General features: G+C 38.3%; 24 protein-coding genes, 1 pseudogene and 1 riboswitch. Of the genes and pseudogenes, 21 read left to right on the top strand and 4 right to left on the bottom strand.

Going from position 1 to position 23,879, the window contains the following annotated elements; translation table 11 throughout:
- The first annotated feature begins 112 nt into the window (after positions 1-112).
- On the top strand, positions 113-1,000 hold the full coding sequence (locus tag A3IA_RS0100510) for a VOC family protein (RefSeq protein WP_018379411.1): 888 nt from the start codon (positions 113-115) through the stop codon (positions 998-1,000).
- Between the two features lie 435 nt (positions 1,001-1,435).
- Here A3IA_RS0100510 and A3IA_RS0100505 read toward each other — a convergent pair whose 3' ends face one another.
- The gene (locus tag A3IA_RS0100505; RefSeq protein WP_018379410.1) at positions 1,436-2,008 is read right to left on the bottom strand and encodes a CYTH domain-containing protein; all 573 of its coding nucleotides are present in this window, start codon (positions 2,006-2,008) and stop codon (positions 1,436-1,438) included.
- A 132-nt stretch (positions 2,009-2,140) separates the two neighbouring features.
- Between A3IA_RS0100505 and yjbM the strand changes: the two genes are divergently transcribed.
- The 5 genes from yjbM to A3IA_RS0100480 are packed head-to-tail and all read left to right on the top strand — an operon-like array spanning position 2,141 to position 6,340.
- Complete coding sequence (gene yjbM, locus A3IA_RS0100500; RefSeq protein WP_026217477.1) at positions 2,141-2,812, top strand: GTP diphosphokinase; 672 nt, start codon at positions 2,141-2,143, stop codon at positions 2,810-2,812.
- On the top strand, positions 2,787-3,623 hold the full coding sequence (locus A3IA_RS0100495) for an NAD kinase (protein ID WP_018379408.1): 837 nt from the start codon (positions 2,787-2,789) through the stop codon (positions 3,621-3,623). The genes yjbM and A3IA_RS0100495 overlap by 26 nt, the downstream gene beginning before the upstream one ends.
- On the top strand, positions 3,620-4,516 hold the full coding sequence (locus tag A3IA_RS0100490; RefSeq protein ID WP_018379407.1) for an RluA family pseudouridine synthase: 897 nt from the start codon (positions 3,620-3,622) through the stop codon (positions 4,514-4,516). The genes A3IA_RS0100495 and A3IA_RS0100490 overlap by 4 nt, the downstream gene beginning before the upstream one ends.
- Before the next feature lie 15 nt (positions 4,517-4,531).
- Positions 4,532-5,527, top strand: a complete 996-nt coding sequence (gene pta / locus A3IA_RS0100485) for a phosphate acetyltransferase (protein ID WP_018379406.1) — start codon at positions 4,532-4,534, stop codon at positions 5,525-5,527.
- Between the two features lie 57 nt (positions 5,528-5,584).
- A complete protein-coding gene (locus tag A3IA_RS0100480) occupies positions 5,585-6,340 on the top strand; it encodes an SDR family oxidoreductase (protein WP_018379405.1) in 756 nt (251 codons plus the stop codon).
- 296 nt (positions 6,341-6,636) lie between these two features.
- On the opposite strand, the gene A3IA_RS0100475 is transcribed toward A3IA_RS0100480, so the two are convergent.
- The 3 genes from A3IA_RS0100475 to A3IA_RS0100465 form a co-directional block, all read right to left on the bottom strand.
- A complete protein-coding gene (locus A3IA_RS0100475) occupies positions 6,637-7,833 on the bottom strand; it encodes a cation diffusion facilitator family transporter (RefSeq protein ID WP_018379404.1) in 1,197 nt (398 codons plus the stop codon).
- A gap of 72 nt (positions 7,834-7,905) precedes the next feature.
- On the bottom strand, positions 7,906-9,237 hold the full coding sequence (locus A3IA_RS0100470; protein ID WP_018379403.1) for an alanine/glycine:cation symporter family protein: 1,332 nt from the start codon (positions 9,235-9,237) through the stop codon (positions 7,906-7,908).
- Positions 9,238-9,369: 132 nt separating this feature from the next.
- On the bottom strand, positions 9,370-10,695 hold the full coding sequence (locus A3IA_RS0100465) for an alanine/glycine:cation symporter family protein (protein WP_018379402.1): 1,326 nt from the start codon (positions 10,693-10,695) through the stop codon (positions 9,370-9,372).
- 157 nt (positions 10,696-10,852) lie between these two features.
- Positions 10,853-10,941: riboswitch (glycine riboswitch) on the bottom strand.
- Between the two features lie 279 nt (positions 10,942-11,220).
- Here A3IA_RS0100465 and pcrA point away from each other — a divergent pair.
- From pcrA to A3IA_RS0100390, 15 genes and pseudogenes are all read left to right on the top strand, one after another.
- Positions 11,221-13,524 carry a DNA helicase PcrA gene (gene pcrA, locus A3IA_RS0100460; RefSeq protein WP_018379401.1) on the top strand — a complete coding sequence of 768 codons (2,304 nt, stop codon included), beginning with the start codon at positions 11,221-11,223 and terminating at the stop codon, positions 13,522-13,524.
- A 174-nt stretch (positions 13,525-13,698) separates the two neighbouring features.
- The gene (locus tag A3IA_RS0100455; protein ID WP_018379400.1) at positions 13,699-14,466 is read left to right on the top strand and encodes an HAD-IIB family hydrolase; all 768 of its coding nucleotides are present in this window, start codon (positions 13,699-13,701) and stop codon (positions 14,464-14,466) included.
- Positions 14,467-14,808: 342 nt separating this feature from the next.
- The gene (locus A3IA_RS0100450) at positions 14,809-15,054 is read left to right on the top strand and encodes a GlsB/YeaQ/YmgE family stress response membrane protein (protein WP_018379399.1); all 246 of its coding nucleotides are present in this window, start codon (positions 14,809-14,811) and stop codon (positions 15,052-15,054) included.
- A 20-nt stretch (positions 15,055-15,074) separates the two neighbouring features.
- Positions 15,075-15,644 carry an alkaline shock response membrane anchor protein AmaP gene (gene amaP, locus A3IA_RS0100445; RefSeq protein ID WP_018379398.1) on the top strand — a complete coding sequence of 190 codons (570 nt, stop codon included), beginning with the start codon at positions 15,075-15,077 and terminating at the stop codon, positions 15,642-15,644.
- A gap of 9 nt (positions 15,645-15,653) precedes the next feature.
- Positions 15,654-15,845: a DUF2273 domain-containing protein gene (locus tag A3IA_RS0100440; protein ID WP_018379397.1), complete on the top strand. Its 192-nt coding sequence runs from the start codon at positions 15,654-15,656 to the stop codon at positions 15,843-15,845.
- A gap of 53 nt (positions 15,846-15,898) precedes the next feature.
- Positions 15,899-16,435 carry an Asp23/Gls24 family envelope stress response protein gene (locus A3IA_RS0100435; RefSeq protein ID WP_018379396.1) on the top strand — a complete coding sequence of 179 codons (537 nt, stop codon included), beginning with the start codon at positions 15,899-15,901 and terminating at the stop codon, positions 16,433-16,435.
- A 40-nt stretch (positions 16,436-16,475) separates the two neighbouring features.
- Positions 16,476-16,679 (top strand): CsbD family protein, encoded by a 204-nt coding sequence (locus A3IA_RS0100430; protein ID WP_018379395.1) that lies wholly within the window; start codon positions 16,476-16,478, stop codon positions 16,677-16,679.
- Positions 16,680-16,693: 14 nt separating this feature from the next.
- Positions 16,694-17,218, top strand: a pseudogene (locus A3IA_RS12370) (Asp23/Gls24 family envelope stress response protein); the annotation flags it as partial.
- 403 nt (positions 17,219-17,621) lie between these two features.
- Complete coding sequence (locus tag A3IA_RS0100420) at positions 17,622-18,257, top strand: GntR family transcriptional regulator (protein WP_018379393.1); 636 nt, start codon at positions 17,622-17,624, stop codon at positions 18,255-18,257.
- A gap of 104 nt (positions 18,258-18,361) precedes the next feature.
- A complete protein-coding gene (locus tag A3IA_RS0100415) occupies positions 18,362-18,943 on the top strand; it encodes a restriction endonuclease subunit S (protein WP_018379392.1) in 582 nt (193 codons plus the stop codon).
- Positions 18,944-19,013: 70 nt separating this feature from the next.
- Positions 19,014-20,351: a DUF2130 domain-containing protein gene (locus A3IA_RS0100410; RefSeq protein WP_018379391.1), complete on the top strand. Its 1,338-nt coding sequence runs from the start codon at positions 19,014-19,016 to the stop codon at positions 20,349-20,351.
- Positions 20,352-20,377: 26 nt separating this feature from the next.
- Complete coding sequence (locus tag A3IA_RS0100405) at positions 20,378-20,605, top strand: DUF1858 domain-containing protein (RefSeq protein WP_018379390.1); 228 nt, start codon at positions 20,378-20,380, stop codon at positions 20,603-20,605.
- A 3-nt stretch (positions 20,606-20,608) separates the two neighbouring features.
- Positions 20,609-21,952 (top strand): DUF438 domain-containing protein, encoded by a 1,344-nt coding sequence (locus tag A3IA_RS0100400; protein ID WP_018379389.1) that lies wholly within the window; start codon positions 20,609-20,611, stop codon positions 21,950-21,952.
- A 90-nt stretch (positions 21,953-22,042) separates the two neighbouring features.
- Entirely contained in the window at positions 22,043-22,927 is an 885-nt protein-coding gene (gene truB / locus A3IA_RS0100395) for a tRNA pseudouridine(55) synthase TruB (RefSeq protein WP_026217476.1), read from the top strand.
- Complete coding sequence (locus tag A3IA_RS0100390; protein WP_018379387.1) at positions 22,924-23,844, top strand: bifunctional riboflavin kinase/FAD synthetase; 921 nt, start codon at positions 22,924-22,926, stop codon at positions 23,842-23,844. The genes truB and A3IA_RS0100390 overlap by 4 nt, the downstream gene beginning before the upstream one ends.
- Positions 23,845-23,879: the final 35 nt, after the last annotated feature.

Below are 23,879 nucleotides of genomic sequence, written 5' to 3'. Positions count from 1 at the left end.
AGGAAAAATACAGGAATACTAACTAGTTAACATCTTGAAGACTAATCAATAGCAAATAGAACTAATTAGTGATAAAATTATTTTTAAATAACATTGGAACAGGAGACAAAGCATGGAGAAGATTAGAGGTATTCATCACATTAGCGCCATGGTTGGTGATTTAGAAAATGTGTTACAGTTTTATCGGGAGATTCTTAATTTAAGATTGGTTAAACAAACAGTCAATTTTGATGATAGGACTGGTTATCATCTCTATTTTGGAAGTCAATCAGCACCGCTTAGTTCTTTGATGACTTTCTTTCCTCAACAAAATAAAACAGGCATAAAAGGGACAGGTCAAGTGGGAAAAATAGCTTTTAAAATCCCAACTAATCAATTAGACTATTGGAAAAATCGACTAAAGTCCTTTGGTATCAAATATAAGGAAGGGAAGTGGTCCCAATTCAAAGCTCTTTATATTAGTGACTATGATCAATTAGAATTAGCCTTGGTTGCTTCGGCAGAAGTGTCCAATATTGCTGACATACAAGGTTTTCATGGTCTAAGTATTTACTCCAGTCATCCACGAGCTTCAAAAGAATTTTTAGAAACTAAGATGGGGTTTATAGCAGTCAAGGAAGATGAAAATTACCACTATTTAGCCATCTCAGGAGACAAGCAAGAAGAGCTACTCATTGAGAAAGAACTCTTGGAAGCAGGGGCTTGGGGAGCAGGAACAGTCCACCATGTTGCTTGGTCTTTGACGGATGAAAAAGAAGAAAGAGATTGGCGGAAGTATTTGATTAAAAATGGTCGTGATGTGACAATTCTTAGAGACCGAAAATACTTTAAATCTATCTACTTTAGAGAACCCGGTCAGGTTATTTTTGAGATGGCAACACAAGTTCCAGGGCTTACGGTTGATGAAACTAAAGAAAGTCTTGGAAAAAGCCTTCAGTTACCACAAAAATATGAATCACGTCGTAAAGAGATTGAAAACAGGCTACCTAGATTGAATTAGGGATGATTAACGATGATGATAAAAAAGAGCAGAAGTAGTTTTCTGCTCAGGTTGAAGAAAGAAGTCATTTTTGGCAATTTCTTCAACCTTTTTAGTTTTCTTGAGGAAAAAACTAAAAAGGTGCTACTATAATCAAATGAATCAGCTTTCAGACAAGAAAACGGATGAAGCGGACAGTACTTGAGTACGTCGAGTCGAAAGTGACCATGTCTCAAAGTTAATTCAAGAGGCTATAAATACTCTTCGAAAATCCACTTCAGCCCTTGTTGACTTGATTTGATGAACTTCATTCCTATCTGGCATGTCTGATTTTCATTGAGTATAAATCAACTTTTCTATGAGTTTGTTTAAGTTACAATCACGTCTTACTTTTTAATATCTTTATTGTTTAGAGGGGGTATATATATTTTTGAGCTGAAAAAGTTTTCAGCTTTTTTATCGTTTATTTTGAAGGGTGGCAACAAAGCGGGAAACTTTGCTTTTAGCGTATTTAAAACTAATATTGTGAGTGTGGAGGTAATCGTCAAAATCTTTTTGCCCTTGTTTGGCATCTTCAACTTCTAGTTCTAGTTCGTAATCGATGCGATTAGCATAGTGATTTTTATCAAGAGCAAGAAGACCAATTGGTAAGCGGGTTTCACGGCGGATAGTTGTTAAATGACCTAAAACAGATAGCCTTTCAAGAGGAATGTTTTTTTCTGTGAGGAGTTCGCTCACTTTGCAATCGGGAAATCGCCCGCTATCCATGATTTCTCTAGCTTCTTCTTTGGTTAGCTTAACGTTATATTCCATTGTGCCGACTTTTTCGGGGATTTTTAAGGTTAATTCTGCTAACTTGTCGAAGGTTCTGATACGAAGAGATAGTTTTTTAGCACGCATGTCTCCCTCAGGGGTATCAAAATAATAATTGGTCTGGGTGACAGGATTGACATGCATCAAGAGGTTTTGCAGATGATTGAACTCTGCTTTATTGAGCATGGTCTTATATTCGATTTCGAGATTACTCATAGACGGTTTAATTTCCTTTTTTGGTCTGAATATTATGTTATAATAATGATTAGATTCATTTTATAAAAAAGTCCTCTTTTTTACAAGAATGTGCCGTAAAACAAGATGGAAAGGTAGATGGGAGGGTCATCAATAGCAATGGATTGGGAAGAATTTTTAGACCCCTATATTCAAGCCGTTGGCGAATTAAAAATTAAATTGAGGGGTATTCGTAAACAATACCGCAAGCAACAAAAGCATTCTCCTATTGAGTTTGTTACTGGACGAGTTAAATCGGTAGAGAGCATTCAAGAAAAAATGGCTTTGCGAGGTGTTCTTTTAGAAAATATTGCACAGGATATTCAAGATATTGCAGGGCTTAGAATCATGGTCCAATTTGTTGATGATGTTGATGAAGTTTTACAGCTATTACGACAACGCCATGATTTAAAAATTGTTCAAGAGCGAGATTATATTCGTCATATGAAGTCGAGTGGTTATCGTTCCTACCATGTTGTGGTTGAGTATCCCGTTGATACCATTGACGGACAAAAGACTGTTTTGGCAGAAATTCAAATCAGGACTTTGGCTATGAACTTTTGGGCAACGATTGAGCATTCTTTGAACTATAAGTATCGTGGGGATTTTCCAGAAGATATTAAGCAACGCTTGGAAGTAACAGCCAAAATTGCACTTGAGCTTGACGAAGAGATGAGGAAAATTAGAGAAGACATTCAAGAAGCACAACTGCTTTTTGATCCAGCGAATAGAAGTTTAAGTGATGGTATAGGAAACAGTGATGACACAGACGAATATTACAGATAAGCCGATGAGGGTGGCGATTATCGCAAATGGTAAATATCAAAGCAAGCGCATTGCTTCAAAATTATTCAATAGTTTACGTGAGGCGCCAGATTTTTATTTGAGTAAGCAGAATCCTGATGTTGTGATAACTATAGGTGGCGATGGTATGCTGTTGTCTGCGTTTCATATGTACGAGAAAGAGCTGGATACAGTCCGTTTCGTCGGTATTCATACAGGACATTTAGGCTTTTACACGGATTATCGTGATTTTGAAGTGGAGAAGTTGATTGACAACTTGAGACACGACAAGGGGGAGAGTATCTCCTACCCTATTCTTAAAGTTAAGGTCACTCTGGATGATGGTCGGGTTTATCGCTCACGCGCCTTGAATGAAGCGACCTTGAAACGCATTGAAAAAACAATGGTTGCGGACGTTATGATCAATAAAGTTAAGTTTGAGCGTTTCCGTGGTGACGGGATTTTAGTATCGACGCCAACAGGAAGCACAGCTTACAATAAATCTCTGGGAGGAGCCGTTCTTCATCCAACGATTGAAGCTCTTCAAATGACCGAAATTTCAAGCATCAATAACCGTGTTTTTCGTACACTAGGGTCATCTCTCATTATCCCTAAGGATGATCGTATTGTTCTTGTTCCAAAACGTTTGGGGACTTACACGGTTTCGATTGATAACAAGACCTATCATCATAAAAATATCGCTAAGGTGGAATTTTACATCTCTAATCATAAGATTAATTTTGTGTCAACGCCTAGTCATACTAGTTTCTGGGCAAGGGTTAAGGACGCCTTTATTGGGGACTTGGATTCATGAGGTTTGAATTTGTTGCCCACAGACCAGGCAAGGTCAAATCCCTCTTAAAAGAGCACGATATCTCGAAAGGTCTTCTGGCGAAAATCAAATTCAAGGGTGGCCGTATCTGGGTTAACAATGAGGAACAAAATGCTATTCACATTGTTGAAATTGGGGATGTGATAGCTGTTGATATTCCTGATGAATTGCCTTATGAAAAATTGAAACCTATTGAGGCATCTCTGGCTATTGTATCGGAAGATGACCATTTTTTGGTACTTAATAAACCTTCGGGGGTTGCTAGCATTCCTAGTGTCAACCATTCTAATACCATGGCAAATTTTGTCAAAGGCTATTTCATGAAAAACAAGTACCCAAATTTGCAGGTTCACATTGTAACACGTTTGGATCGTGATACTAGCGGGCTTATGTTGTTTGCTAAGCATGGCTATGCGCATGCTCGTTTGGATAAGCAGTTACAGAAGAAGGCTATTGAAAAACGTTATTTTGCTCTTATTTCCGGTAAGGGAGAACTTGAGAAGCAGGGTGAGATCATTGCGCCGATTGCACGTGATGAAGACTCTATTATCACCAGAAGGGTTCACCATTCAGGGAAGTATGCCCACACGGCCTATGAAGTAGTAGCCTCGTATGGGGATGTTCATCTGGTTGATATTCGCCTTCATACAGGACGCACCCACCAGATACGAGTTCACTTCGCTCACATTGGTTTTCCTCTTTTGGGAGATGATTTATACGGAGGTCGTATGGATTTGGGAATTGAGCGGCAAGCCTTGCATTGTCATACCTTATCATTTTTTGATCCTTTCAGAGAAGAGAGGGTGACTCATGAACTTGGCTTGACAAATGATTTCGAAAACGTTATCATGTCATTAGAAAATAATAATAGATAGAGGTATTTTTAAATAATGGAAGGTATTCGTTCACTTTTTGGTGGTTTGCGTGAGAAGGTTGCTGGAAAACATGTTAAAATCGTCTTTCCAGAAGGGAATGATGAGCGTGTTGTTCGTGCAGCAGCTCGTTTGAAATTTGAAGGTTTGGTTGATCCAATCATCCTAGGTAAACCAGAAGAAGTAAAAGCTTTGCTAGCGAAATTAGGTTTTGAAGATCCGAAATCTGAAATTATTGATCCAGAAACTTACGAAGATTTTGAAGCAATGAAAGAAGAGTTTGTAAAAATTCGTAAAGGGAAAGCAACTCCAGAAGATGCTGATAAGATGCTTCGTGATGTGAACTATTTTGGTGTTATGTTGGTTCAAATGGGACTCGCTGATGGTATGGTATCTGGAGCTATTCACTCAACAGCTGATACTGTTCGTCCAGCTCTTCAAATCATTAAGACGAAACCAGGGATTTCTCGCACATCAGGTGTGTTCTTGATGAACCGTGAAAATACTAACGAACGTTATATCATGGCTGACTGTGCTATCAACATTGATCCAAACGCTCAAGAATTAGCTGAGATTGCAATTAATACAGCGCAAACAGCAGCTATCTTTGATATTGAGCCTAAAGTAGCTATGTTGAGCTTCTCAACAAAAGGTTCTGGTAAATCACCACAAGTTGACAAAGTAGCTGAAGCAACTAAATTGGCTAAAGAGCTTGCACCTAATCTCGCCTTGGATGGTGAGTTGCAGTTCGATGCAGCCTTTGTTCCAGAAACAGCAGCAATTAAAGCACCAGATAGCGAAGTCGCTGGTCAGGCAAATACATTTGTCTTCCCAGACCTTCAATCAGGAAATATTGGCTACAAGATTGCACAACGTTTAGGAATGTTTGATGCTATTGGACCAATTCTTCAAGGACTTAACAAACCTGTCAACGACCTTTCTCGTGGTTCAAGTGCTGATGATATTTACAAACTTGGTATCATTACAGCAGCCCAAGCACTGGAAGAAAAATAATTTTAAAAGCTGAGTTTTTACTCGGCTTTTATCGTATCAAAATGCAAGGAGTATATTATGGTAAAAACAGCATTAGTAACAGGAGCAACAGCTGGTTTTGGAGCTTCAATTGCAAGAAGCTTAGTCGCAAAAGGTTATCAAGTCGTTGGAACAGGTCGTCGCCTAGAGCGTTTAAATGCTCTAAAAAAAGAGTTGGGTGATGCTTTTGTTCCACTTCAAATGGATTTGCAATCAAAAGAAAACATTTCTGAAGCACTGGAGGAGCTTTCAGAGGCATTTCAAAGGATTGATGTACTGGTAAATAATGCGGGGTTGGCTTTGGGGCTTGAAAAGGCTAATGAAGTAAATTTCGATGATTGGGAAACGATGATTATGACCAATGTTATGGGATTAACCTACTTAACTCGCCAAATATTGCCTGGCATGGTAGAGCGTCAGTCTGGTTACGTGATTAATATCGGTTCGATTGCTGGGAACTACCCTTATCCAGGTGGCAATGTCTACGGTGCGACGAAAGCTTTTGTTAAGCAATTTTCTCTTAATCTCCGAGCTGATTTAGCCGGAACTCATGTCAGAGTAACAAATCTTGAGCCTGGTCTTGCTGGCGGAACAGAGTTTTCAAAAGTTCGTTTTAAAGGTGACGATGACAAGGCAAGAAAAATCTATGAAAAAGCTAATAGTCTTCAACCAGAAGACATTGCTAGAACGGTGGTTTGGTTGCTAGAACAGCCTGAACACATGAATGTCAATCGTATCGAAATCATGCCAACTTCTCAAAGTTTTGGTGCTCTGCCGGTTTATAAAGAAGATTAAATCAACAAGAAAATAAACGCCACGAACAATCTAGAATGTCATCCGTTTTGAAAATCAAATTCAGATCTTGTTGCCTTGATTTTATGAAGCTCAGTTCTATCTTCATTGGCGCTACCTAAGCTGATAGTTTAGTCTTTTGAATTAACTTTGAAACATTGTTACTTTCAACTTGCCGTAGTTAAGTACTGCTCGCGTCTTAGTTCCTTGTTTGACAGTTAATTCATTCGACTATATTAGTACAACAATGTAAAAGAAATACTAAAAAAGTGAAGCTGATAAGATTCAGCTTCACTTTTTTAATTGTCATCTATTTTTGTGATTTGGTGGTAGATTAGATACCATTTTTCTTTACGCCGCCAGAGGCTCATGTGCTGTTTGTTTTCCAGAGTGTAGGTCAGTAATTTAGTTTTTTGACTGATGTTTTTAACTTGGAAGTTGGTGAAGTTGGCAGGGTAAAAGATTTTCTTATCAATAACTTGGGCCTTGTTAAGAGCTTGCCCATCAGCTTCGATAGTAAAGAAATCTTCAGAGATGTATTGTTCAAAATCTGGAATCTTGGAAAGAATGATCATTTCATTTTTGTATAGTTTTTTAACCACATTTCCAAAAATTTCATCCTCAGGAATAGCAGCGGGTTCTACATGAATATCTATATCATACACTGAGAATCGTTCACTGAGCATTTTTTCAACTTGTTCTGTAATGTCATGACTTTCATAGACAGAAAGGTCTGGATTCATTTCTAGGACAATATCTAGATAAATATTACTACCGTATGTCCGGCCACGTTGTGATTTGACTGCAGCTATTTTGGGAATTTCTAAGATGGCTGCTTCATATTTCTTAAGTTGGGACTGATCAAAACCATCAGAAAGGCTAAATGTCGCCTCCATAAATATCTCGTAGGCTGTCCTTAGGATAAAGCATGTGATAATAACAGCGACTAATTTATCAATAATAGGAAAATTTAGGGAGGTCGCGATAATGGCGACAGAAGTTCCTAAAGAAGTAAGAGCATCAGAGAGGTTATCTTTTGAGGCGGCCACTAGGGCGCTAGATTTTACTTTTTTGGAAAGGGATTTATTGTAAAAATAAACACCAAACATAACAAAGGCTGAAATAACGCCAACAATAGCACCAAGGGGATCGATGGCAGTTTCTTTTCCTGAGATGATTTTTTGGATGGTTTGGATTAACACTTGAAAACCAACTAAAAACATGATGAAAGATGTAATGAGGCTGGAAAGGTCTTCAATCTTCCAGTGACCAAAGCGGTGGTTTTCATCCGCTGGTTGACTGGCTAGGTGGAGTCCAATTAAGAGGGTAACGTTTCCGACGATATCAGATAGGTTATTAAAACCATCGGCGATTAATGATGATGAATCAAGCCAGTAACCGGAAATTAGTTTTCCGATGGTAAGGACGATATAAGCAGAAATGCTAAGGATAGGACCTCGTTTGGCCAATCGTAAATTTTCAGAAGGATGTGACATGAAAGCTCCTCTATTTTTCTTAACTTAACCATTATAGCATAAGAAAAACACCAGTTTTCTGATGTTTACTTCTTATTTTTGTTTAGTGAAATATTTCTTAGTTTCACTGACGATAATAGGCGATAAGCCAAGCAATGCTATCAAGTTAGGGAAGGCCATAAGACCGTTAACAATATCTGCTAAAACCCAGATAGTTTCAAGACTGATATAGCCACCAAGAGCAATCATGATAACATACAAAATGCGATAGACAATGATTGATTTACCACCAAAGAGGAATTCGAAACAGCGCTCTCCGTAGTATGACCAGCCAAGGATTGTGGTAAAGGCAAACAGTACAAGACTAATAGTCAAAGCGATTTGACCAATATTACCGAAAACTTGTTCAAAAGCAAATTGTGTTAAGATGGCGCCATTTAAATCAGTTGACCAACCATCTGTAACGATAATGCTCAAACCAGTTAAGCTACAAATAATGATGGTATCAATAAAGGTACCTGTCATTGAAATCAATCCCTGTTCAACGGGTTCATTGGTACGAGCAGCAGCTGCGGCAATAGGAGCAGAACCCAAACCAGATTCATTAGAGAAGACCCCACGAGCCACTCCTGATTGAATGGCTAACATGAAACCCGCACCTGCAAACCCACCCAGAGCAGCTTGCCCTGTGAAGGCTGATTTGAAAATAAGGATGATACTTGGAATAAAGTTGTCAGCGTGGAAAATGATAACCACAATAGCAGCCAAGATGTAAATGCCTGCCATAAAGGGAACCAGTTTTTCAGAGACTTTTGAAATGGATTGAATCCCACCAAAGATAATGACGGCTACAAGCACAGCTAAGATAGGACTAATAATTTGTGGCGAAACGCCAACAGTGTTTTTAAGTGAATCTGTAATGGAATTGACTTGTGTAAATGTACCTGATCCTAGAAGAGCCACCATAGATCCAAAGATTGAGAAGATAACCGCTAGCCATTTCCATTTTTGTCCCAAACCATTGGTGATGTAGTACATTGGCCCACCGGCTTTTTCCCCATTTTCGTCTGTGATACGATATTTGATAGCAAGGAGTCCTTCAGCGTATTTGGTTGCCATTCCAAAGAAGGCAGCTACCCACATCCAAAAGAGAGCTCCTGGTCCACCAAGTTTAATAGCAGTAGCAACACCAACAATGTTACCAGTACCTACTGTTGCAGCAAGTGCGGTTGTCAAAGCAGCGAAACTGGAGATGTCTCCATCACCATTACTATCGTCTGAAAAAATCAGTTTAAGAGCAGTGGGGAGTTTGAAAATTTGAATAAATCCAAGTCGGCTGGAAAGGAAGATACCAGTTCCAACCAAAAGGATTAGTAACGGAGGTCCCCAAACGTATCCATCAATAGATGAAAGTAATTCGTGCATGTCTGTTTTTTCTTTCTATAATGATTATTAATGATTATTGCAAAAATTTTATAAATTGCCGCTGTCTATTATATAGTGACTTGAAATGTTTTGTCAAATAGAGAAAACACTATAGACAATAGGTAGTGTCAGTTAGTTTTTAGTAAAATAACGATTTGTTTCCTTAATGATGATTGGAGAAAGCGCTAAAAGTGCGATTAAGTTAGGGATTGCCATGAGACCGTTAACGATGTCAGCCAAAATCCAAATCAGATCAAGGCTGAGAAAACCACCAAGACTAACCATGATAACGAAAATCAAACGATATAGTGGTAGATATTTTACACCAAATAAAAATTCAAAACAACGCTCACCATAATAAGACCAACCAAGAATTGTAGTGAAAGCAAAGAGTACAAGCGAGATAGTTAAAGCCAGAATTCCCCATTGACCGAAAATTTCAGCAAAGGCAGCTTGGGTAAGAGGAGCGCCATCAAGAGACGTTGTCCATTGACCGGTTACTAATATCGTTAACCCCGTTAGAGTACAGATAATAATGGTGTCTATAAAGGTACCTGTCATTGAAATTAATCCCTGTTCAACAGGTTCGTCTGTTTTAGCAGCGGCAGCAGCGATTGGTGCTGAACCTAGTCCAGATTCGTTTGAGAAAACCCCACGCGCGATCCCTTTTTGGATGGCTTCTTTTACCACGGTACCTGTGAAACCACCGACAGCAGCGGTTTTAGTAAAGGCTGAGGTAAAAACAAGTGAGACGGTGGCAGGAACATTTTTGTAATGGAAGGTAATAACTAATAAGGCAGCCATAATGTAAAGTCCTGCCATAAAAGGCACAACTTTTTCTGAAATTTTTGAGATTGACTGAATTCCACCGAAGATAATGAGGGCGGTCAAGACACCTAAAATAGGGCTAACCAGTTTAGGTGAAACACCAAAACTATTTTCCAAAGAAGACGTAATAGAATTGACCTGCGTAAAGGTTCCGATACCAAACCAAGCAACTAAGACACCGGCGACAGCAAAGAAGATGGCTAAAGGTTTCCATTGGTGTCCCATTCCGTTTATGATATAGTGCATTGGTCCACCAGAGACTTCACCATTAGCATCCTTGCTGCGGTATTTAATCGCAAGAAGACCTTCAGCGTATTTGGTGGCCATACCAAAGAAAGCAGCTACCCACATCCAAAAAAGAGCACCAGGACCACCACTTTTAATAGCAGTCGCCACACCGACGATATTTCCTGTCCCAACTGTTGCGGCTAAGGCAGTTGCCAGAGCTGCGAAGCTGGAAATGTCGCCTTCCCCCCTATCATCAGTAAAAATGAGTTTAATGGCTTTTGGTAACTTAGTGATCTGAATGAGGTTCAATCTGGCTGAAAGGTAAATCCCCGTACCGACTAAAAGAATAAGGAGGGGTGGTCCCCAAACCAAACTATCTAGCTGAGAGAAAAAAGCAATCATAACAAACTCCTTAACCGATAGAGCGTCTATTAAACAAAAGTAAGATACGAAAAAACCATCTCTACTGAGATGGTTGTATGGTTACTAACGTAATAGACGATGATAGCTAAAAAGCCGTCACAAAACAGAACCTAAAAAACAGGTTTGTTTCATTTGGTCTTTGCCTTCTGTCCTTTTGCCTGAGAGATTGGGCATTGCCTTGCCCCTTCGGCGCCTCACTAAAGAGGTCTCTCCAGAAGTCCGTCAGTATACCAGTCCCACCTCTTAAGAGGTACCTGAGAGTTTAACTCCTTCGGCGATAGTTGTCAGACTATCTTCTCCTGATTAACATCTTTCGGTATATATTATTTTGATTTATCATAATCTAATCTATATGACTTGTCAAGTGTATTTTTAGGAAAATTTAAAAATAACATAGAAGCCGAACAATACAAGGATGTTAGGAAGAGTGGAAAATTTTTAAGAGATTTTACAAGCTAAAAATGGTAAAATATTAAATGATTTTACAAAAAGAAAGAGGACCTTATGAATCCTTTATTGAATGGAATGAATGATCGTCAAGCAGAAGCGGTACAAACTACAGAAGGACCGCTTTTAATTATGGCAGGGGCGGGATCTGGTAAAACGAGAGTTTTGACACATCGTATTGCCTATTTGATCGATGAGAAATTTGTTAATCCTTGGAATATTTTAGCCATTACCTTTACCAATAAAGCTGCGCGTGAGATGAGAGAGCGTGCTATGGCTCTTAATCCAGCAACTCAAGATACTTTAATAGCTACTTTCCACTCCATGTGTGTGCGTATTTTGCGTCGTGAGGCTGATCATATTGGTTACAACCGCAACTTTACCATCGTCGATCCTGGTGAACAACGCACGCTCATGAAACGGATTCTCAAAAACTTCAATTTAGATCCTAAAAACTGGAATGAGAGGGCTATTCTAGGGACTATTTCTAACGCCAAAAACGATCTGTTAGATGAAAAAGCCTATGAGATGCAAGCTGGTGATATGTACACGCAAATCGTTGCCAAATGCTACAAAGCCTATCAGGAAGAACTTCGTCGCTCTGAGGCGATGGATTTTGATGATTTAATCATGATGACTTTGCGTCTTTTCGACCAACATCCCGATGTCCTTGCCTACTACCAACAACGTTATCAGTACATTCACGTTGACGAGTATCAAGATACTAACCACGCCCAGTATCAATTAGTTAAATTGCTGGCGTCACGTTTTAAAAATATTTGTGTTGTTGGGGATGCTGACCAGTCTATTTATGGATGGCGTGGCGCCGATATGCAAAATATCTTAGATTTTGAAAAAGACTACCCTCAAGCCAAAGTTGTTTTATTAGAGGAAAACTATCGCTCGACCAAGAAAATTCTCCAAGCCGCAAACGAAGTCATTAACAATAACCGAAATCGCCGTCCTAAAAAACTCTGGACACAAAACGCTGACGGTGAACAGTTGGTCTATTATCGCGCAAATAATGAGCAGGAAGAAGCGGTCTTTGTCGCTTCAACTATTTCCAATATGGCGCGTGAAATGGATAAGAATTTCAAAGACTTCGCCGTTCTTTATCGGACAAATGCCCAGTCTCGTACTATTGAGGAGGCTCTGCTCAAGTCCAATATTCCTTACACTATGGTTGGAGGAACCAAGTTCTACAGCCGCAAGGAAATTCGCGATGTGATTTCTTATTTGAATGTCATTGCCAATACGGCTGATAATATTTCCTATGAGCGAATTGTCAATGAGCCTAAACGTGGTGTTGGTCCTGGAACGTTAGAAAAAATCCGTACCTTTGCAAACACTCAAAACATGAGTTTACTCGATGCTTCCGAGCAAATCATGCTTTCAGGTATCAAAGGAAAAGCAGCGCAAGCGGTATGGGACTTGGCAAATATGCTCCTAAATCTCCGAGCTGATTTGGACAAATATAGCATTACAGAGTTGGTTGAAGCTGTTTTGGAGAAATCCGGCTACCTAGAAGCTTTGCAATTGCAGAACACTCTGGAAAGTCAGGCTCGTATTGAAAATATCGAAGAGTTTCTCTCCGTAACCAAAAACTTTGATGAAACCAATGAGGATGGCTCTGATGATGAAACAGGCATTGACAAACTCGGTCGTTTCCTTAATGATTTGGCGCTGATTGCCGACACAGACGATGGAAAAGAAGAAGTTGCTGAAGTAACTCTGATGACACTTCATGCTGCCAAAGGTCTTGAATTTCCCGTTGTCTTTCTGATTGGTATGGAGGAAGGCGTCTTTCCTCTATCTAGAGCAGCAGAAGACCCAGATGAGTTGGAAGAAGAACGTCGTCTTGCTTACGTTGGCATTACACGAGCCGAAGAAGTTCTTTTCATGACCAATGCCAATACGCGGACACTCTTTGGTAAGACCTCTTATAATCGTCCGACACGCTTCCTTAGAGAGATTTCAGATGATTTACTCCAGTACCAAGGCTTGGCGAGACCGGCAAATTCTTCTTTTGGGGTCAAATACACTAAGAATCAACCGACCCAATTTGGTCAAGGTATGAGCCTATCGCAAGCACTTCAAGAGCGCAAGGCTCAGGCGCAACCTCGTTCTGCAGTTCAGCCCTACACCTCAACTAAGGAGCCACTACCATTCAAAAAATCAAGCCAATCTAAATCAGAAGAAGTTGATTGGCAAATTGGTGATATTGCCTATCATAAAAAATGGGGAGACGGCACTGTCTTAGAAGTCTCGGGCTCAGGGTCAACTCAGGAATTAAAAATCAAATTTCCAGAAGTCGGTTTAAAAAAACTACTAGCATCAGTTGCCCCCATTGAGAAAAAATAATAATTAAAGGGAACTTAGTCGATGACTAGGTTCTTTTTGAATGTAAAACCGAATAATTTAGGACAGAAGCATTAAAATAGTAGTCTTTTGAAAAGAAAAGGTTTACAATAATGGTAAAAAGTAAGAAAGGTTGGTTTTGCTAATTTTTATTAGCTAAATGACACGAAGATTACTATGAAATTTGTTTTCGATATTGATGGTACCATATGCTTTGATGGGCAGACTATCAATGAAAAAATCTTGCAAGCTCTCCAATTAGTAAAAGAATCTGGTCACGATTTGATTTTTGCTTCAGCTAGATCTTATCGCGATTGCGAAAATCTTCTAGGGTCTAAATTTTCAAAGGAAAAAGTTATCGGGCTTAATGGTGGGTTGTTTTATGATAAGGGGGAACTGGTGACCAAGTGGCATCTAGGGCAAAAGGATTTTAAAGATATTCTTTCTTATTGTAAAGAGTACAATCTCCCATATTTCATTGACGATGCTTTAAATTTTGCTGTCTCTCAGAGAAAAATGATCCCGTTTATTTCTTCTGTTGATGAGAGTGGACAAGGCAAAGAAGTAACTCTTTCTGAGATGACCTACGCCATTAAAATGGTCATTTATCTTGGAAATCATCCTGATTTGGAAGAAGACTTGCTTGTTCATTTTGAACGTTTTGATGATGTTACTGTTTCCTACCATGAAAATGAAAAGTGTCTTTACATTACACCTAAAGGGATTTCAAAAGCAGCAGCACTAAAAGAACTTGATTTGCTTCCCTATATAGCTTTTGGGAATGATAAGAATGATATTGAACTCTTTAATGAAGCCCTGTATGCTTACCAAGTAGGCAATTATCAACCTTTAAAGCAGTACAGCGATCAAGTTTTGGAGCCAACTGCGGAAGTTGTTGCAAGTACCATCAAGGATTTGCTTGAATCTTTTCAAGAGTCGAAATGACTTATATATGGTAGAGAAGTGAAATTATAACACTAATATTCAATCATTTGAAAAAATTTTATTGAAAATAGAGCATATTAATTGTTTTCTGGACGTAATAGTGTATAATAACAATATAAATTAAATGAAATGTGGTCAGTTTTAGAAATACCATTGGAAAAGCATAGAGAACGTTTTCTTTGTTTGAGTGTTATCTCTAAAAAAGTAACATACACACTCACTTAATTTATAAGTGGTCACTTAGACCATTTCTCGAGAAAGTTGTTGCATTGTTAAAATGATACTTTGATGAAGGTATCTTGTTTAGTTCACATGGAGATGTGAGTAGAAAGGGTTTATATTATGTCATTTTTATGGTCACTTATCGTTGGAGCACTTATTGGTGCGATTGCAGGAGCAGTTACTAAAAAAGGTGGTTCAATGGGTTGGATTGCCAATATCCTCGCCGGTATTGCTGGTTCTTGGGTTGGTCAATCTCTCTTTGGTTCTTGGGGACCTAGTTTAGCAGGTATGGCACTTATCCCGTCAATCCTTGGGGCAGTGATTGTTGTCATTGTTGTATCATTCGTGCTTTCAAAAAATAAATAATATTTTATAAAGGAGGAGTTATGGCAAAAGGATGGAAAGTTCTGTATAGCCTTGTCGGGATTGTACTTCTCACGGTGCTTGGGAATGTCATCTTGCTTAATCAGCGTATCTTGCGTCTTCCAGCTCTATCTTGGTTACCTGTCAATTTTCGTGTCAATAGCATTTGGCAAGAATTATTATCAAGGTATTTTCTATGGGCTGCGACTGTACTCTTTGTACTCGTGATTATTGCGATTGTAGTCGTTATTTTCTTCCCACGTCGTTATAGTGAGATTGAGCTTACCGACAACAAAGGTAAGTTAAAACTTAAGAAGTCAGCAATTGAAGGCTATGTCAAGAGTCTTGTTGAATCAGAAGGTTTAATGAAAAATCCTAAAGTAACGGCAAATCTTTACAAGAAAAAATTCAAAGTTGATGTTAAAGGTCAAGTTGTTCCTCGATCAAATGTCATTACGAATACAGAAAAACTTAAGAAAGATTTGGAAGTTGGACTCAAAGCCTTCTTTGGCGTGGAACACGATGTTGATTTCAGTGTCAAAGTCAAAGATGTTATTGAGGAAAAGACAATTAAAACTGGTCGTGTAGAATAGGAGTAAAGCATGGAAATATTTGAAAAGTACAAATACCCCATCATTGGTGGAGGGGCAGCTTTCTTCTTAGCACTTCTACTAGTGACATTCGGATTTTTTAAAACATTATTCATCTTAGTTCTTGTTGCGGCAGGTAGCTTTGCTGGTTACTTTGTTCAGGAAACAGGACTAATTGATCGTTTCTTGGAAAATTTTAAATAAATTTTAAATAAATAACTAAGTCATTATTCTTTATATATAGAAAGAGGTATATTATGGTACAAAATCATTCAGTAAACAACAACACAGTGGATCCAAAAGCTATTCGTGGTCAGCTAACTTACGAAGATAAAGTTATTGAAAAAATTGTTGGACTAGCCGTTGAACATGTGAATGGCTTACTTGCAATCAATGGTGGCTTCTTCTCAAATATCAAAGAAAAGTTAGTCAATACTAACAATGTGACAGACGGTGTTAACGTTGAAGTTGGTACAAAACAAGTTGCCGTTGATTTAGACGCTGTTGTTGAATATCAACAACACGTGCCAACTATTTTTGACCAAATCAAAAAAGTTGTTCAAGAAGAAATTACTAAAATGACTGATCTTGAAGTTGTTGAAGTTAATGTTAACGTTGTTGATATTAAGACACGTGAACAACACGAGGCTGATTCAGTAAGTCTTCAAGACCGTGTGGCAAATGGTGCACAAGCAACTGGTCAATTTGTTTCAAACCAATACGATAATGCTAAAGGTGCTGTAAGTAATGGTGTTGACCGTGTTCAAGAACAAGCTGAGCCACGTGTGAAATAATAAAGGCGCTAGCCATAAGATAATTTTAGGAGGAAGAAAGATGTCTGAAGAAAAATTCGATGCTAAAGTAGATAAAGTCTCTGGTGGCATTAAAGAAGGTCTTGGAAAAGTAACTGGTGACAAACGTACAGAATCTGAAGGTAAAGTCGAAAAAGTGACTGGTGATATTAAAGAAAAAATCGCTGACGCTAAAGATACTGTAAAAGGTGCTATTGACGGCCTTAAATCAAAAAATGACAAATAGGAATAGGTAGTATTATGACTGAAATTAAAAGTACAGTAACTTATGATGAAAAAGTGATCCAAAAAATCGTTGGTCACGCTCTTGAAAACATTGATGGGCTATTAGATGTTAGTGGAGGATTCTTCTCAAACGTCAAAGAAAAGTTAATTAATTCCGAAGATGTAACAACTGGCGTTAACGTTGAAGTTGGTAAAGAAGAAGTAGCTACTGATCTTGATGTTATCGTTGAATACGGCAAAGACATTCCTGCCATTGCTGAAGGTATTAAAGAGATTATTGCTCAAAATGTCGAAACGATGACTCATCTTAAAGTTATTGAAGTTAACATTAATGTTGTTGACATTATGACTCGTAAGGAGTTTGAAGAAGCTTCTGTGACTGTTCAAGACCGTGTTGAAGCTGGCTATGCTAAGACAAAAGAAGTGACAGCTACTGGTTATGAGCGTGCGAAAGAAGCAACAGCTGCTGGTTACGAACGTACCAAAGAAGCTGCTCAAAATGCGGGTGAGTACATTTCAGAAAAATCAGGAGAAGCTCGTGATTATGCATCTGAAAAGGCTGCTCAAGCTAAAGAGTTTACTGTTGAAAAAGCTTCTGAAGCTAAGAAATACGCTTCAGAACAAGCAGAAAAAGCTAAAGACGCTATGTCAACTGACTCATCTGAAGGTGTTACCTACACAGCTTCAGTGGATGGCGATGTAGTTGTTGCTGATTAATAGCAATAGAATAACTAATTCATCTTTAAAGGTGATTTAGTGGCGGAAGGTTGGGAGAAATCCTAATCTTTTGTTTTATATTGTGAAGTGTTGAGCGAAAAGATGAGTAGATGATGTAAGAATTTTATGGTAAGTTACGGCATTTCAGGAAAATGATAGGTTTGCAGATTGCTCCCTATTGTCAAGACTTGGATAAGGTGATAAAATCAAGTCGGAGGATAAAATAATGCGGAGAGTCAATTCAGAAGTAAAAAGTTCCAGATATCAACAAGTTGCTGTCGCAGTTGCTAAACGAATTGCTGATGGCGATTACGAAGTTGGTGAGAAATTAAAATCAAGGTCAACATTAGCAAGTACCTTTAATGTCTCTCCAGAAACTGCTCGTAAGGGGTTAAATATCTTAGCTGATATGCATATTGTCAGTTTAAAACACGGTAGTGGTGCGATTGTATTGTCAAAAGAGAAGGCTGAATACTTCTTGAAAAATTACGAAACCACTCATTCTGTCGCAATGCTAAAGAATAAAATCCGTGAAAATATTAAAAAGCAAGCTGATGAGCTAGAGGATCTTGCTGATTTAGTTGATGAGTATTTACTGCAAAGTCAATCTGTCAGCCGTAAGTATCCTTTTACGCCCTATGAAATCATTTTAACTGAAGAAGCTAGCCATTTGGGGGAATCCATTCGCGATTTAAATATTTGGCATCAAACCGGTGCAACTATCGTTGGAATAGAACGTCAAGGAACCCTCATATTGTCACCGAGTCCTTATGCGGTTTTAGAAGCAGGGGACCATATCTTCTTTGTTGGAGATGATCTCGCTTATTCGCGTTTGAAGAATTTATTTAATCTCAACGTCTGATTATCAGTTTAACCTCAAAACCAGATTTATCTGGTTTTTTACTTGCTTTAGTACCTTATTTGTATTAAAATACTAATATCAACAGAAGGAGAGCTTTTCCAATTATGGAATCAAATAAATCAGGTCATCAGTCCCTTTTAAAAGATATTGCTAGTATTTTTAAAGGAAGAGCAGTCTCTTCAAAAGCTGAAGGAGAACGCATCGCCATTATCAATATTGTTGATATAAAGGATGGACTTGTTGAATATCCCAATTTAAAAACATACGATGAGGATGAACGCTTAGTATCTAAATACTATTTACAAGCAGGTGATGTTCTAATTTCTTCCAAAGGAACTCAGCTAAAACTTGCTGTATTTGACGAGCAGTCTAGGCCAGTAGTAGCATCATCTAATTTTACGATAATCAGACCATCAGCTAAAGTTAGAGGTCATTATCTTAAATTGTTTTTTGAAACAGAAGCTGGTCAGGAATTACTAAAAGCAACTGACCGAGGAAAATCTGTTATGAATCTCTCAACCAAGGAAATCGGAGAAATTCCTGTCCCTATGTTGCCTATCGTTAAGCAGGATTATGCTATTGGTCGTTATTTACGAGGGCAAGCTGATTTCCAACGTAAGTTTGAACGTGCCAATCAAGAGTGGCAATATATTCAAGAAGAAGTGAAGCGAACACTGTTTCCATAATAAACAAGAAAGCACTGAATATCATTGCTTTTTTTGCTATAATAAAACCAAAATGAGTGAGGAGTTTGAGATGAATGAAATAAAATGTCCCCATTGTCAGACAGTGTTTACAATTAACGAAACAGAGTATAGTCAATTATTAGAGCAAGTAAGGACTAAAGAATTTGAGCATGATCTTTTGGAAAGACTGGCGTCAGAAAAACGCCTTATTGAAGAACAATCTAAAAACGCCTTACAATCTGAGTTAGGGAAAAAAGAAAAAGAAATTGCTGCTTTAGAACATCGACTAGAGACGTTTGAAAGCAATCAGGCTATTGAGTTGCAGGATGCAATGACTCAGAAGAATGAAGAAATCAATAACTTAAAACAAAAAATTGATAAACTTGCAGCAGATAATGCCTTGGCTCTAGCTCAAGCCTTAGCTCAAAAGGATAGGGAAAATCAAGATTTACAATCCCAAATAGATCTTCTTAGTTTGGAAAAAGATAGAGAAAAACAAGATGCCTTAACCCAACTTCAGCAAGAAAAAGACCAGATAGCCAATCAACTCTTACTTCAAGAGCAAAAACAGGAGTTGGATAAACAATCTTTGCTAAGTCGACACCAAACAGAATTAGCGCAAAAAGATGAACTTATCGCTTACTACAAGGATTTTAAAGCAAAACAATCAACTAAGATGATTGGGGAGAGCTTGGAGCAACATTGTGAGTATGAGTTTAACCGTCTTCGCATGACCGCCTTTCCAAATGCACAATTTGGAAAAGATAACGACGCTAAAACAGGCTCAAAGGGCGATTATATCTACCGCGAGTTTGATGACAATGGTATCGAAATCATTTCAATCATGTTTGAGATGAAAAATGAAGGTGATGAAACAGCCTCTAAAAAGAAAAATGAACATTTCTTCAAGGAATTGGACAAGGACCGCCGTGAAAAGGGATGCGAGTATGCCATTTTGGTTTCACTTTTAGAAATGGATAACGATCTTTACAATAACGGCATTGTCGATGTTTCCTACGAATATCCAAAGATGTATGTGGTTCGCCCACAATTTTTCATTCCAATCATTACATTACTGCGTAATGCAGCGCTCAATTCATTGCAATATAAGCAAGAGCTGGCCTTAGTAAAAGAACAACATATCGATATTACACACTTTGAAGAGGATTTGGATGTCTTTAAAAATGCTTTTGCTAAGAACTACCAATCAGCAAGTAAGAATTTCCAAAAAGCTATTGATGAAATTGATAAATCCATCAAGCGAATGGAGGCAGTCAAGGCAGCTTTGACAACTAGTGAGAATCAATTGCGACTAGCGAATAATAAATTGGAAGATGTGTCAGTTAAGAAATTGACACGAAAGAATCCGACCATGCGAAAGCAATTTGAAGATCTCAAAAACAAATGATATTTTGATACTAAAAGAGGTTTGCGATGCATAATACGATAGATTTTAAAAAACCAGTCGCTGATATTTTAAAAGAACATCCAGAGCTTCAGGAGATACTGGTGGATTTAGGGTTTAAACCTCTAGCAAATCCTGCTATGGTAAATACAGTTGGTAAGGTGACGAGTTTAAAGGCTGGGTCGACATTAGCTCATATCCCAATCGAAAAAATCAGAGAAACACTGATAATGCATGGATATGATATAGAGGAATAAGTTATGAGTGAAAATCGTATTGAGATACTAAAAGAGATTTTACTTGAACTTCATCATGGCGCAAGTGCTGATTCCGTTCAGGAACGCTTTAATCAACATTTTACGGGAGTCTCAGCATTAGAGGTTTCAATGATGGAACATGAGCTGATGTCCTCGGACACAGGAATCACTTTCGAAGACATCATGGGTTTGTGTAATGTCCATGCTAATCTTTTCAAAGGTGCCGTTCAGGATGTAGAAGTGGCAGATGCGGATCAAGAAGGACACCCCGTTTATGTTTTTAAACAAGAAAACCTTGCTCTTCGGGCTGCCATGCTCCGCATTCGTCGCATTTTAGATAATTTAGCTAAACCTGAAAATGTAGCATTTGCTGATCAATTAACAAAAGGTTTAAAGCACCAGATGATGCTTTTAGGCCAATTTGATAATCATTATACTCGAAAGGAAGAACTTTTTTTCCCGATTATGGAGCGTTATGGTCACGATGCCCCACCTAAGGTCATGTGGGGTGTGGATGATAATATTCGTGACTTGTTTGCTGAAGCGAAGAATGCTATGGATTTCTTACCTGACACGTCCCTTGAAATGATTAAAGAAAAATTCGAAGCATTTGCAAGTGAATTCGAAGAAATGATTTTCAAGGAAGAATCTATCTTATTGATGATCCTTTTAGACACTTTCACACAAGATGATTGGCTTACCATTGCTAAAGATAGCGACAAATATGGTTATGCTATTATTAAGCCGACGCAAGAATGGCAACCTCATAGGGAAGACTTTTTACAAACAAATGAGCAGACTGTAGATGATGTAGAGGCTAAAACACAAGAGAATGAGTATTCCAATACTAAAACTATAGAAACGGACGCAGGTACTTTATCGATTACCTTTACACCTAAGGAAAAGGAAGAGGTTATTGATAGAAACACACCGCAGCCTTTTGGGAATGGCTATTTATCGGTTGAACAAGCCAATCTAATACTTAATCATTTGCCGATGGAAATTACCTTTGTTAATAAAGAGGACATCTTCCAATATTATAATGATTATGCACCGACCGAAGATATGATATTTAAACGTAATCCCAGCCAAGTTGGGCGACATGTTGAGCTTTGTCACCCTCCAAGGGTTCTGGAAAAAGTCAAAAAAGTTATAGAACTTCTTAAATCGGGGCAAAAAGACAAGGTAACCATGTGGTTTAAGTCTGAAAAAAGAGAGATTTTTGTGCACATTACTTATGCGGCAGTACGTAACGCTGATGGAGAATTTGAGGGCGTTTTAGAATATGTTCAAGAAATCCAAGATTTCAGAGCAATAGATACAGATTTTAATAGAGATGTTTTATAAGCAAAAGTAATGAGGGTGGCGACACATAATCCTATTAATTGGAGATTCTTGTGTCTCACTCTTTTTTTGCTTTATGTTATAATAACTATTATGATTAACGGAATTATTAACCTAAAAAAAGAAGCTGGGATGACCAGCCACGATGCTGTTTTTAAACTTCGTAAAATATTACATGAAAAAAAGATAGGTCACGGAGGAACCTTGGATCCCGACGTCACGGGAGTTTTACCAATCGCGGTAGGAAAGGCAACTCGAGTGATTGAGTTTATGACAGAAGCTGGAAAAGTTTATGAGGGAGAAGTAACTCTAGGCTTCTCTACAACGACAGAAGATGCTAGTGGTGAAATGGTAGAGCGCACACCAATCACAGATGATTTAACACAAGAAGCAGTTGACACTGCTATGCAGACCTTGACTGGGCAGATTATTCAAGTTCCTCCCATGTATTCTGCAGTGAAAGTTAATGGAAAAAAATTATATGAGTATGCCCGTGCCGGTGAAACCATTGAACGTCCTGAACGTCATGTTGTTATTAAAGAATTCGTGAGAACCTCCCCTTTAGAATTTGGTGATGAATGGGTCAGATTCTCTTTCAAAGTTGCTTGCAGCAAGGGGACCTATGTCAGAACTCTTTCAGTTGATCTTGGAAAGCGCCTTGGCCTTGCCAGCCACATGTCGCGGTTGCAACGAACAGCATCTGCTGGTCTAGAACTATCTGAAGCGTATAATCTGAAAGAAATTCAGGAAATGTTTGAGAATGATGATTTGAGCTTTCTTTTACCGATTGAATATGGTGTATCTGATTTACCCTCAGTCGAATTAAGTGAAGATGATGTTGCTGAAATCCGATTTGGCAGATTTATCAAAATAGACAGTCAAAAAGAGACTCTAGCGGCTTATTATGATGACAAAGTTGTGGCAATTTTAGAAAGACGAGAAGACTTGTACAAACCAAGAAAAGTACTACTATCATGAAAATAAAAACGATACACTCTTACCAAGAAATTAGTGAAACTGAAAAAACAGTCCTTGTTTTAGGTTATTTTGACGCTCTACATCAAGGGCATAAAGCACTGTTTGAACAGGCGAAAGAAATTGCAAAGCAAAAGGGGCTAAAAGTTCTAGTATTAACCTTTCTTGAGTCTCCTAAATTAGCTTTTTGCCGATATACTCCTGATTTGTTACTCCATATTACCTATCCAGAAAAACGTTATGAAAAGTTTGAAGAATATGGCGTTGATACCCTTTATTTAACAGATTTTACCAGTGATTTTGCCAAAGTAACATCCGATCAATTCATTGATACTTATATTAAGCAGCTGAATCCGGATTCCATTGTCGTTGGATTTGATTATCATTTTGGTCACAATCGAACAAACGCTGATTATCTCTCCAGAAATTTTGAAGGCAATGTAGTGACAGTGGCGGAAGTAACAGATGGAAATCAGAAAATTAGCTCCACCCGAATTCGTGACTTAATCCAAGAAGGTAGGGTCAGTGATGCCAATAAATTGCTTGGTTATGATTTTTCAACCAGAGGAATTGTTGTTCACGGTGACGCTCGTGGTCGAACGATTGGTTTTCCAACTGCTAACTTAGCCCCCATCGATAGAACACACATCCCTTCTGACGGTGTTTACGTGACGGATGTTCTTGTCAAAGGTAAGCAATACCGATCTATGACTAGCATAGGAGAAAACGTAACCTTTGGTGGTACTGAGTTGCGGTTAGAGGTCAATATCTTTGATTTTTCAGGGGATATATACGGTGAGGAAATCGAAATATTCTGGTTGGAAAAGATTCGAGAAATGGAAAAATTCAACGGTATCGACGATTTGGTTGAACAATTGAAAAGTGACCAAGAAATTGCGATAAATTGGCAAAAAGCATAGCCAATCCACTTATTTTTTTGTATAATAAAAAAATA

This window comes from Streptococcus thoraltensis DSM 12221 (assembly GCF_000380145.1).
In the GTDB taxonomy this organism is placed as follows: domain Bacteria; phylum Bacillota; class Bacilli; order Lactobacillales; family Streptococcaceae; genus Streptococcus; species Streptococcus thoraltensis.
Note: the sequence above shows the minus strand (reverse complement) of the source record. Positions and strands in the feature narration are given on the sequence as shown.